We start from the raw sequence: 11,688 nt of genomic DNA on the forward strand, positions 1-11,688 counted from the left end.
TTATATAGTATGTTCGAAACTTTCCTTGCTCGAAACTGAGTGGCGAATAAGAAAGCAATCAGAGAAAGAGAAGCAAAAGAAAAATGACCTTGTTAGCAGATTTTAAAGATAAACAAATTTTAGTGCTAGGCGCTGGCATCACAGGCATGTCTTGTGTTCGCTACCTTAGTGCTCAGGGTTTGTGCTTTGCTGTTAATGATTCACGCACTCAACCTTTTGCTGGTGATTACAATGAACGACAATTTAGTGAAGAATTTCCTCGTGCTAGTTTACATTTAGGGCAATGGCGCAGCGAATTAATTGCGAATGCTGACATTATTTTGATAAGCCCTGGTATTGATAGTGCGATTGTTGAAATAGCCCAACATATCTCAGCTGATTGTCGTGTTATGGGTGATGTCGAGCTATTTTGTTTACTTAATAATGAACGGTTTAATCAACCCGATGTTAACCCCATTCAAATATTAGCGGTAACGGGATCAAATGGTAAATCTACCGTAGTTTCTTTACTGGCTCATTTAGCCGATAGTTTAGGCGTAAATGCTCAACTTGGCGGTAACATTGGTCAGCCGGTCTTAGATATTTTCACCAAAGAAACAACGGGTGAAAATACCGATATACCAGCAATGTTAATTTTAGAGCTATCGAGCTTTCAATTAGAAACGTTAACAAGTATGCAAGCTATTGCTACTAGCGTGCTAAATGTTAGTGATGATCATCTAGATCGTCATCAGAGTATGGAAAATTACCAAGGTATTAAACAAAGTATTTATCCGCAAGGTAAATTAGCCATAATTAACCGTGATGATGAGGCCACTAAAGCTCTTAATGAATTCCAGCCTGTTATTTCTTTTGGTAGTGATGCACCTGCTCAAAATCAGTTTGGCGTAACACGGGTAAATGGTAAAGCTATGTTAGCTTTTGCAGAGCAAAACTTAATCACGTTAGATGAACTACCGCTAGCAGGTATGCACAATGCATTGAATTATTTAGCCGTTTTAGCACTTGGCTACAGCGCGGGTTGGTCGTTAACGGCAATGGTGAAAAATTTAGCTGGATTTACTGGCTTAGCACACCGTTGTCAAAAAATAGTCAGTGATGATGGTATTACTTGGATAAATGATTCAAAAGCCACTAATATTGGCGCAACTATCGCTGCCATTAACGGTTTAGCACAAACACTAACATCACAAGATGGCGTTAAACAAAAATTAATTTTAATTGCTGGTGGCGATGGTAAAGGCGCAGATTTTACGCCATTAACTGAGCCATTAACTATGCATGTTAGTCAAGTTATTACGCTAGGTAAAGATGGCGATAAAATTGCGGAATTAGTTCAGAGTGCTAATAAGGTAACGAGTTTATTTACCGCGGTACAAACAGCGAAATCAGTAGCCAAAACAGGCGATATTGTTTTGTTATCTCCAGCTTGCGCTAGTTTAGATATGTTTAAGAATTTTGGTGATCGCGGTGAGCAATTTATTGCTGCTGTGGCGAAAGTCACGGAGGCAAGTTAATGGCAACATCAACCACTCAAACTGAAAGCCAAATGCAATTGCCACTTTATCAAGAAGTGTTGAGCAACTTGGTTAATAAGTTTCATAAATTTAATCAATTTAGTTCATCTAATGTAAATAATGATAGAGCCGTTTTTGATCGCAGCTTTATCGTGATAGCGCTAGTTATGTATATGATTGGCTTGATCATGGTTGCAAGCTCTTCTATGCCAGTGGCAGAGCGCCTTTTTAATAACCCTTTTCACTTTGTTATTCGTCATGCTATTTATATTGTTTTAAGTCTTGGTGTTGCGGGCGTAGCCTTACAAATACCCATGGCTTGGTGGCAAAAAAATAGCGGCTATCTATTAATGTTTGGCATATTTTTGTTAGTAACCGTTTTGTTTATTGGGCGCTCAGTTAACGGTTCAACGCGTTGGATTGGTCTTGGCCCTATTACTATACAAGCGGCAGAGCCAGCGAAGTTATTTTTCTTTTGTTATTTGGCCGCTTATTTAGTGCGCCGTCGCGATCAAGTAATGGAAGATTGGCGAGGTTTTGCTAAACCATTAGTCGTGTTTGCTATATTGGCTGGCTTGTTATTAAGGCAACCTGACTTAGGCACCATTATCGTGATGTTTGTTACTACGTTTGGTTTGCTATTTTTAGCGGGCGCCAAACTTTGGCAATTTATTAGCTTGGCATCAGTAGGGGTTGTTCTATTGTCTTTGCTAGCAGTTTTTGAGCCCTACCGCTGGCGTAGAATTACTAGCTTTTTAGATCCATGGCAAGATCCCTTTGGAAGTGGTTACCAGTTAACTCAGTCACTGATGGCATATGGTCGAGGTGAAGTTTTTGGTCAGGGTTTAGGGAATAGTATTCAAAAATTAGAATATTTACCCGAAGCACATACCGATTTTGTTATGGCAGTATTAGCAGAAGAGTTTGGCTTTATCGGTATAGCATTAATTTTATTATTGAGCATGGTATTGGTATTTAAAGCCTTGATGTTAGGAAAGAAAGCACTTACTAAAGAGAAATATTTTGAAGGTTTTTTCGCTTATGCTATTGGTATTTGGATATGTTTTCAAGCGGCCGTAAATGTTGGTGCCAGTGCAGGCATAGTACCGACTAAAGGGTTAACTATGCCACTGATAAGTTATGGCGGTAGCTCTATGATTATCATGACGCTTGCCGTGGTGATTTTAATTCGTATCGATCACGAATTACGTATGCAAAGTATTCAAGCGACTTCATCTAAAAGAAAAGATAGAAAAATAGGAGGCGAGAATGTCTAATCAACATAGCGCACCTACATTACTAGTGATGGCAGGGGGAACCGGTGGGCACATATTTCCGGGACTTGCTGTAGCAGATAAATTAAAAAGTGAAGGATGGCATATTCATTGGTTAGGTACGGCTGATCGTATGGAAGCAGATATTATTCCTAAGCATGGCTATGATATTTCTTTTATAAATATTAGTGGACTACGTCATAAAAATTTACTGGCTTGGTTGAAATTACCTTTTAAATTAGTGAATTCATTATTACAAGCATTCAGTGTTATTAAAACAATAAAACCTGATGTGGTTTTAGGTATGGGTGGTTATGCCAGTGCTCCCGGTGGCTTAGCTGCATGGTTAATGAGAAAGCCATTAATAGTACATGAACAAAATGCGGCCGCTGGGTTAACTAATCGATTATTAGCGCGGATTGCCAATAAAGTCTGTTGCGCTTTTCCAAATGCTTTTAAAAACGATATTAGTGCAGAAGTCGTGGGTAACCCTTTAAGAGCAAGTATTGGAAATCATGTAGATCATCAAGTAGAACATAGCATTAGTGAAGACATCGCTAAAATAAGCAACAATATTTTGGTTGTAGGTGGCAGTTTAGGTGCACAAGTATTAAATCAAATTGTGCCAATGAGTTTTGCTCAATTGGTAGGGAATGATAGCAACGCCGCCGAACAATTACCTTACAACATACGCCACCAAACAGGTAAAGGTAAACAAAACGAAGTTATTGAAGCGTATAACCAACAAGATTTAAACAATGGCAAAATACGCGTTACAGAATTTATTGATGATATAGCCAGTGCATACAAATGGGCTGATGTTGTTATTTGTAGAGCAGGGGCATTAACTGTTTCGGAGCTAGCGATGGCTGCAACGCCTGCTATTTTTGTGCCTTTGCCCCACGCAGTTGATGATCACCAAGTTAAAAATGCCCAATACTTGGTTTCTCGTGGTGGGGCAATTTTAGTAAAGCAACAAGACTTAACAAGTGATGGCTTGACTAAATTATTAAATGAATTGTTTAGTGAACCACACATTTTAAAGAATATGGCGCAATCGGCTTTAGCCGCTGCGGATATAAATGCAACAGATAAAGTTGCCCATATTTGTCAGCAATTTGTATGTAGCAATAAAAGTTAAATAGAGAAAATGAGTAATAACATGAGCCAAAATACAATGAATCAAAGCGCAATGAACCCGAACGCGATGAATAAACAGAATGCTAAAATACCAGAAATGCGCCGCGTGAAACGGATCCACTTCGTTGGTATCGGTGGTGCCGGTATGGGCGGTATTGCTGAAGTGTTATTGAATGAAGGTTATCAAATATCTGGCTCGGATATTGGTGAAAATCAAGTGGTAAAACGTCTTACTAAATTTGGTGCTGATATTACTATTGGTCATGCAAGTGGAAATGTTATTGGCGCTAGTGTTATCGTGGTCTCAACGGCTATTGATCAGGACAACCCTGAATTAATCGCTGCTAAAGCTGAACGTATTCCGGTCGTTCGTCGTGCTGAAATGTTAGCCGAATTGATGCGTTTTCGTCATGGAATAGCCATTGCCGGTACCCACGGCAAAACGACTACTACTAGTTTGATTGCTAGCATATTCGCACAAGGGCAACTCGATCCTACTTTTGTTATTGGCGGCTTACTCAATAGTGCAGGTACGAATGCTCGTTTAGGCAGTAGCCGATATTTGGTTGCTGAAGCTGATGAAAGTGATGCTTCATTTTTGCACTTACAGCCAATGGTATCTGTTATTACCAACATTGATGCTGATCATATGGAAACTTATCAAGGTGATTTTGAAAAACTCAAAGACACTTATATTGAGTTTTTACATAATTTGCCATTTTATGGTTTAGCTGTGGTGTGTATTGATAACCCTGTTGTTCGTGAATTATTACCACGCATTAGCCGTCAAGTAATTACCTATGGTTTTTCTGAAGATGCTGACATACGCGCAGCTAATTATCAGCAAGATGGCAGTGTGAGTTACTTCACCGTAGAAATAAATGGTCAACCACCGCTTGATATGAGTGTTAACTTACCCGGACAGCACAATGTACTTAATGCACTTGCCGGTGTAGCGGTTGCCAAAGACGAAGGCGTTAACGACGAAGCCATTTGTCAAGCGTTAGCTGAATTTGCAGGTATAGGTCGACGATTTGAACAGCTTGGTGATTTAAGTACTGATGTCGGTAATATGGTACTAGTTGATGATTATGGTCATCATCCAAGTGAAGTTAAAGCCACTATATTAGCGATGCGGACTGGTTGGCCAGATAAACGATTAGTCATGGTATTTCAACCCCATCGTTATTCTCGTACGCGTGATTTATATGAAGATTTTGTTGAGGTGTTATCAGAAGTTGATTGTTTGTTTTTGTTGGATGTTTACTCTGCGGGTGAACCGCCAATAACTTCAGCCGACAGTAAAAGTTTAGCCCGTTCAATTCGTCAACGAGGTCAAATTGAACCTATTTATGTTAGTAATGTTGATATGTTACCGGCGTTACTTGCGGCACAGTTACAAGATAACGATATGGTTATTACTCAAGGCGCAGGCAATATTGGTGCAGTAGCACGTGACTTATCCTTACACTCATTATTGCAAGTAGAGCAGGTGAAATAATGACGTTAACGGAAACTGAAAAAATGTCAATATCTCAAAAAATCACACAATTGACTGAATTAAAAAAAGAAACGTTAGCTGTGCTATATGGAGGTAATTCTGCTGAACGCGATGTATCGCTAAAGTCAGGTAAAGCGATTGCACAAGGGTTAGAGCAAGCAGGTTTTAACGTGCGGTTAATTGATACTAAAGATATGCCATTAACAACGTTAGTTAGTCAAAATATAAAGCATGTGTTTATCGCGTTACATGGGCGTGGTGGTGAAGATGGTTGTTTGCAAGGCGCATTAGAATCATTAGACATCAGTTATACCGGCTCAAATGTTTTAGGCTCGGCTTTATCTATGGATAAAGTGCGTAGCAAACAAATATTTAAAGCTTGTGATATACCAACCGCAGCTTTTTCTGTGGTAACAAAAGCCGAATTTTGTGAGTTGGATGTTGAACAGCAGCTCAATGCACTGGGCGGCAAAGTCATGGTTAAACCCGCTCATGAAGGCTCGAGTATCGGCATGGCAATGGCAGATTCTCCTGCGAAGTTACATAACGCATTAGTGGAAGCTTTTGGTTTTGATGGTGATGTTTTAGTTGAAGCATGGATTGATGGCCCTGAATATACCGTAGCCATTCTAGGCGATGAAGCACTGCCTGCTATACATATGGAAACACCACGAGAGTTTTATGATTATGAAGCTAAATACCAGTCAACGAGTACTCAATACCATTGTCCTTGTGGGTTAAGTGAAAAAGAAGAAGCGTACATTAAAGCGCTTTCACTAAAGGCATTTAAAGCAACAGGTGCGAGTGGTTGGGGACGCGTTGATTTAATGCAAGATAGCGAAGGGCATTGGCAATTATTAGAAGTGAATACCGTACCTGGAATGACACAAACATCATTGGTACCTAAAGCGGCAAAAGTACAGGGTTTAACCTTTAGTGAATTGGTTGAACGTATTGTTTTACTTAGTATTAGTTAACATGGTTTTGGATTTACTCCGACAAAATAGATAATAAGATATGAAAAATAAGCAATTAATATCAGTGGATCAACAAGCATTATCGTTTGGCCTTGGCTTGGCGTTTTTCGTGTGTGTGTTTATTAGCTTGATCAGTATTGCTTGGTGGTTGACAAATTTGTTGATGGATCAAGAGAACTTACCCGTGAACTCAGTAGTGATCACTGGTGAAATGCCTTATACCACGCGCGAAGATGTATTGGCTGTGATGAACAATATAAACTTAGGTAATTTCTTTCAAGTTGATGTCAATGAAATCCAAAGTCAAGTTTCTGCTTTACCTTGGGTTTACTCTGTTGCGGTAAGAAAGGAATGGCCTAACGAAGTTAAAGTTTATATTGTCGATCAAACGCCTGTGGCTTTATGGAATGGTGATTTTCTATTGAATCAATTTGGCAAAGCGTTTCAAGCGGATACTCGGCAACTAACACAGGCTTTACCACAATTTTTTGGTCCTGAAGGTAGCGAGTTATTAGCATTAGAGAATTTTACCAATTTAAACGACCTACTTGAGTATAGGAATTTAGCCATTGATGAGCTCGTACTTAGTGAACGTTTTTCATGGCAATTGACCTTAAATGATGGCGTTATGTTGAATTTAGGCCGCGAAGAACGAGTAAAGCGTGTGCAAAGATTTATGGATGTATACCCGCTAATTAAAACGCATTTAGAACAGCAACCCAAACAGAAAAGAAAACAGAAAAATAATCGTGAAAAACAGTTAAAACAAGCGGTGGATTACATTGATTTACGGTATGATACGGGATTGGCAGTTGGCTGGAAGTCAGTAGCCAACTTCCCCTTAAGCATGAAATTACAAAAACAACAAAAAACCAGCCACATACTTATGCTACTAACAAAAGAGTTCACCTTTAATGTCTAAAATTACAGAAAGAAATTTAGTCGTAGGATTAGATATCGGCACATCAAAAATATCCGTCGCGGTTGGCGAAATTACACCGGATAATCAATTAAGTATTGTTGGTGTTGGTAATCAACCTGCACGTGGTATGGACAAAGGTGGCGTTAATGATTTGAATTTAGTTATTCAGTCTATACAGCGAGCAATTAACGAAGCAGAATTGATGGCTGATTGTCAAATCAGCTCAATTTATTTGGGTATTTCAGGTAAGCATATTAGTTGTCAAAATGAAAATGGCATGGTGCCAATTAACGACAAAGAAGTTACCCAAGAAGACGTTGATAATGTTATCCATACTGCACGCAGTGTCCCTATTTCAGCAGAGCGTCGTATGTTGCACGTGTTGCCACAAGAATTTAGCATCGACTGTCAAGATGGCATTAAAAGTCCTATAGGTATGTCGGGCGTTCGTATGGAAGCTAAAGTACACATTGTTACGTGTGCTAATGACATGGCTAAAAATTTAGTGAAATGTGTTGAACGTTGTAATTTAACCGCCGATCAACTGATTTTCTCGGCATTAGCTTCAAGCTACTCGATATTAACTGATGATGAAAAAGAGCTAGGTATTTGTGTGATTGATATGGGCGCCGGTACGATGGATATTTCGATATTTATTGGGGGCGCACTTCGTCATACCGCAGTTATTCCTGTTGCAGGAAATCAAGTGACTAGCGATATAGCTAAAATATTTCGTACACCATTGAGTCATGCTGAAGATATTAAAGTGCAATATGCATGCGCCTTAAGGCACTTAGTTAGTATGGAAGAAAGTATTGAAGTACCCAGTGTTGGTGGTCGTCCTGCTCGCACTATGTCACGACATACGTTATCTGAAGTGGTTGAACCAAGATATCAGGAATTATTTGAATTAATTCAAGATGAAGTTCGTGAAGCAGGTTTAGAAGATCAAATTGCAGCTGGTTATGTCTTAACCGGTGGCACAGCAAAAATGGAAGGTGTGGTGGAATTTGCCGAAGAAATTTTTCAAATGCCAGTACGAATAGCCTCACCATTAGCCGTACAAGGGCTAAAAGAATATGTAGATGACCCATGTTATGCCACGGTTGTTGGCTTGTTGCATTATGGTATGCAAGCGCATCAGTCAGGCACTAAAGAAAATCAAAAATCGGCAGGAGTAACAGGCTTGTGGTCAAGGTTACATGCTTGGTTTAAAGGCGAATTTTAACTTGTTTGAAAAGTAAGCTTAGATAAAGAATTTTTATAGGTCAGGATTTATTCTGACAAATTTAATAAAACGGAGAGAGAAAAATGTTTGAATTAATGGAAGACCATAACGAAGAAGCAGTTATAAAGGTCATTGGTGTTGGCGGCGGCGGCGGCAACGCTGTAGAGCACATGGTTAGTCAAACCATTGAAGGTGTGGAATTTATTACTGCAAATACTGATTCACAGGCACTACGTAATTCATCTGCTAATGTCACTTTACAGCTAGGTGCTGATGTAACCAAAGGCTTAGGCGCTGGCGCTAATCCTAATATCGGTCGTCAAGCAGCAGAAGAAGATCGTGAAACTATTATGCAAACGCTTAATGGTGCAGATATGATCTTTATCGCCGCAGGTATGGGTGGTGGAACCGGTACAGGAGCAGCACCGGTCGTTGCTGAAATAGCCAAAGAAATGGGGATTTTAACGGTTGCCGTTGTCACTAAACCTTTCCCATTCGAAGGTAAAAAACGCATGAGTTACGCTGACCAAGGCATTGAAGCTTTGGCTAAAAGTGTTGATTCATTAATTACTATTCCTAACGAGAAGCTGTTAAAAGTGCTTGGTCCAGGAACAAGTTTATTAGATGCTTTCAAAGCAGCCAATAATGTTTTATTAGGTGCGGTGCAAGGTATTGCTGAGTTAATTACTCGCCCGGGTTTAATTAACGTCGATTTTGCTGATGTACGTACAGTAATGTCAGAAATGGGAACTGCTATGATGGGATCGGGTATTGCATCAGGTGAAGATCGTGCAGAGGAAGCAGCAGAATCTGCAATTTCTAGCCCGTTACTTGAAGATGTTGACTTAGCCGGAGCACGCGGTATTTTAGTTAATATTACAGCGGGTATGGATATTAGCATTGATGAATTTGAAACTGTTGGTAATGCTGTAAAAGCATTTGCCAGTGAAAATGCTACTGTTGTTGTTGGTGCAGTCATTGATCCTGAAATGACAGAAGAGCTTCGCGTAACTGTTGTTGCTACCGGTATTGGAGCAGAAATCAAGCCAGATATAACGCTTGTTAATCCTGTTCCTATGGTTGAACCAAGAGTTGTTGGTGGTGATTATACGCCAGCAGCACCACAAGTTGATACGGCTGCAGACCCTATTGTAATGACGGATAGTAATGTTCAAAAAGTTGCGCATGCAGATTTAGATAATTATTTAGATATCCCTGCATTTTTACGCAAGCAAGCTGACTAAATTACAAATTACTTGATTAATATTACAAATTGATACTGGTCGGTAATAGGTTGTTAAGGGTAAAATAACGATAGTAATAAGTAGTCACTTTTGATTTTATTACCTATTTTTGTTATATTACGTCAGCTAAAAAGCACTAATATAAGTAAAGTATAAGAAAAGACGAGGCTAATATGATTAAGCAACGTACATTAAAAGCAAGCGTTTCAACCGTAGGTGTTGGATTACATAAAGGTGAAAAGGTACAGGTTACTCTCCGTCCTGCGCCAGCAAGCACCGGTATTGTCTTTCGTCGTGTTGATCTTGACCCTGTGGTTGATATCAAAGCAACACCTGAAGCTGTGGGTGAAACAACCTTGTGTACCTGTTTAGTTAATGACGAAAATGTAAAGATCTCTACCGTTGAACATTTGTTATCAGCAGTGGCAGGCTTAGGTATTGATAATTTAATTATTGATATCGATGCGCCTGAAATCCCTATTATGGATGGCAGTGCTTTACCTTTTGTTTACTTGATTCAGTCTGTTGGTATTGAAACGCAAAATGCAGCTAAACGCTTTATTCGTATTAAAAAAGCGATCCGCGTTGAAGAAGGTGATAAATGGGCTGAGTTACTCCCTTATGAAGGGTTTAGAGTTAATTTTGCTGTAGAATTTGATCACCCTGTTATTGCCAATACTTGTCAAACGATGAGTATGGATTTTTCTAGTTGTTCATTTATTAAAGAGATCAGCCGAGCTCGTACTTTTGGGTTTATGAAAGATATTGATTTTCTCCGTTCTCATAATCTTGCTTTAGGTGGTAGCTTAGAAAATGCGATAGTATTAGATGAATATCGCATGCTGAATAAAAATGAATTACGCTACGATGATGAATTTGTGAAACATAAAATACTGGATGCTATTGGCGATTTATATATGGGCAGTGCAAGTATATTAGCTGAATTTAATGCGTTTAAATCAGGTCATGGTTTGAACAACATGTTATTAAGAGAAGTATTCAAACAAAAAGATTCATGGGAATGGGTTACTTATGAAGATGATAAAACATCTTCCCCTATAGAGTATCAAGAGGTTAATGCTGGAGCCTTTTGATTTTAAGGTACCTCTCTCTTTACTGATAAAAAACTAACAAAAAACCGAGCACTGACTCGGTTTTTTATGTTCAGGACGAACGGTATATCGCGGTCACAGGATGTGAAAGAGCGTGTATGTTCAGGACGAACGGTATATCGCGGTCACAGGACGTGAAAGAGCGTGTATGTTCAGGACGAACGGTATATCGCGGTCACAGGATGTGAAAGAGCGTGTATATTTATCTATCAGGTTAGGTTATTTGTTTTTTTACTCGCATTAGCCGCCAGTCTTTGTAGTTTTTCTTTTAAACCTTTAGGAGCCTTTTCGGCAACGTCTAATAAATGTGAAGCGGTACTTGTCGAAATATTTTGTACTGAACTTTTATTATTAGCTGACTCAATATATTCATAGGTTTTTTGGTTTGGTATTTGTCGATGGCCTTGAGGATTCACTTTTATATCAATTTTAGTAAACTGCCCTTGAGTTTCATCATTAAGTTGTCGGCATATATTATTACGTTCAAATTGCAATCTCTGCCCCCAAACGGGTGATTTTACTTCAATGATTAACGTAGATTGAACAAAATTGGCAATATTGAACGCATCCTCTGGTAGGTCAGGGCATATTTGTCGTACAATGTCAGACAATAAACTCAAAGAGTTGGTTTTTACCTGAATTTGTGCCAAAGTGCCAGTCGTTGCATTGAATAGCGTTGACATATCTTTGGGAGCTTTTGGTCTTCGCGCCATAATGATTAACCTAAATTTTGAAGCTGTTGTGAGTTTGAAATAAAGTATTAAGAAATAAAT

The 11,688-nt window shown here is 39.1% G+C and carries 10 protein-coding genes; 9 read left to right on the forward strand and 1 reads right to left on the reverse strand.

Annotated elements, in window-relative coordinates; all coding sequences use genetic code 11:
- Window positions 1-83: 83 nt before the first annotated feature.
- The 9 genes from murD to lpxC all read left to right on the forward strand — a co-directional run bounded on the left by murD (window position 84) and on the right by lpxC (window position 10,897).
- A complete protein-coding gene (gene murD, locus DWA31_RS00705; RefSeq protein WP_114324764.1) occupies window positions 84-1,517 on the forward strand; it encodes a UDP-N-acetylmuramoyl-L-alanine--D-glutamate ligase in 1,434 nt (477 codons plus the stop codon).
- Window positions 1,517-2,794 carry a cell division protein FtsW gene (gene ftsW, locus DWA31_RS00710; RefSeq protein WP_114324765.1) on the forward strand — a complete coding sequence of 426 codons (1,278 nt, stop codon included), beginning with the start codon at window positions 1,517-1,519 and terminating at the stop codon, window positions 2,792-2,794. The genes murD and ftsW overlap by 1 nt, the downstream gene beginning before the upstream one ends.
- Window positions 2,787-3,932 carry an undecaprenyldiphospho-muramoylpentapeptide beta-N-acetylglucosaminyltransferase gene (murG, locus tag DWA31_RS00715; protein ID WP_114324766.1) on the forward strand — a complete coding sequence of 382 codons (1,146 nt, stop codon included), beginning with the start codon at window positions 2,787-2,789 and terminating at the stop codon, window positions 3,930-3,932. Before ftsW ends, murG begins: the two co-directional genes overlap by 8 nt.
- Before the next feature lie 36 nt (window positions 3,933-3,968).
- Window positions 3,969-5,432 (forward strand): UDP-N-acetylmuramate--L-alanine ligase, encoded by a 1,464-nt coding sequence (gene murC, locus DWA31_RS00720; RefSeq protein ID WP_425451843.1) that lies wholly within the window; start codon window positions 3,969-3,971, stop codon window positions 5,430-5,432.
- Between the two features lie 23 nt (window positions 5,433-5,455).
- Window positions 5,456-6,409: a D-alanine--D-alanine ligase gene (locus DWA31_RS00725; protein ID WP_114324796.1), complete on the forward strand. Its 954-nt coding sequence runs from the start codon at window positions 5,456-5,458 to the stop codon at window positions 6,407-6,409.
- 40 nt (window positions 6,410-6,449) lie between these two features.
- A complete protein-coding gene (locus DWA31_RS00730; protein ID WP_114324767.1) occupies window positions 6,450-7,331 on the forward strand; it encodes a cell division protein FtsQ/DivIB in 882 nt (293 codons plus the stop codon).
- A complete protein-coding gene (gene ftsA / locus DWA31_RS00735) occupies window positions 7,324-8,559 on the forward strand; it encodes a cell division protein FtsA (RefSeq protein ID WP_114324768.1) in 1,236 nt (411 codons plus the stop codon). Before DWA31_RS00730 ends, ftsA begins: the two co-directional genes overlap by 8 nt.
- A gap of 83 nt (window positions 8,560-8,642) precedes the next feature.
- Window positions 8,643-9,803 carry a cell division protein FtsZ gene (ftsZ, locus tag DWA31_RS00740; protein ID WP_114324769.1) on the forward strand — a complete coding sequence of 387 codons (1,161 nt, stop codon included), beginning with the start codon at window positions 8,643-8,645 and terminating at the stop codon, window positions 9,801-9,803.
- Between the two features lie 173 nt (window positions 9,804-9,976).
- A complete protein-coding gene (gene lpxC / locus DWA31_RS00745) occupies window positions 9,977-10,897 on the forward strand; it encodes a UDP-3-O-acyl-N-acetylglucosamine deacetylase (protein WP_114324770.1) in 921 nt (306 codons plus the stop codon).
- 227 nt (window positions 10,898-11,124) lie between these two features.
- On the opposite strand, the gene DWA31_RS00750 is transcribed toward lpxC, so the two are convergent.
- Window positions 11,125-11,628 (reverse strand): DUF721 domain-containing protein, encoded by a 504-nt coding sequence (locus tag DWA31_RS00750; protein WP_114324771.1) that lies wholly within the window; start codon window positions 11,626-11,628, stop codon window positions 11,125-11,127.
- Window positions 11,629-11,688: the final 60 nt, after the last annotated feature.

Source organism: Candidatus Colwellia aromaticivorans (assembly GCF_003333305.1).
GTDB lineage: Bacteria > Pseudomonadota > Gammaproteobacteria > Enterobacterales > Alteromonadaceae > Colwellia > Colwellia aromaticivorans.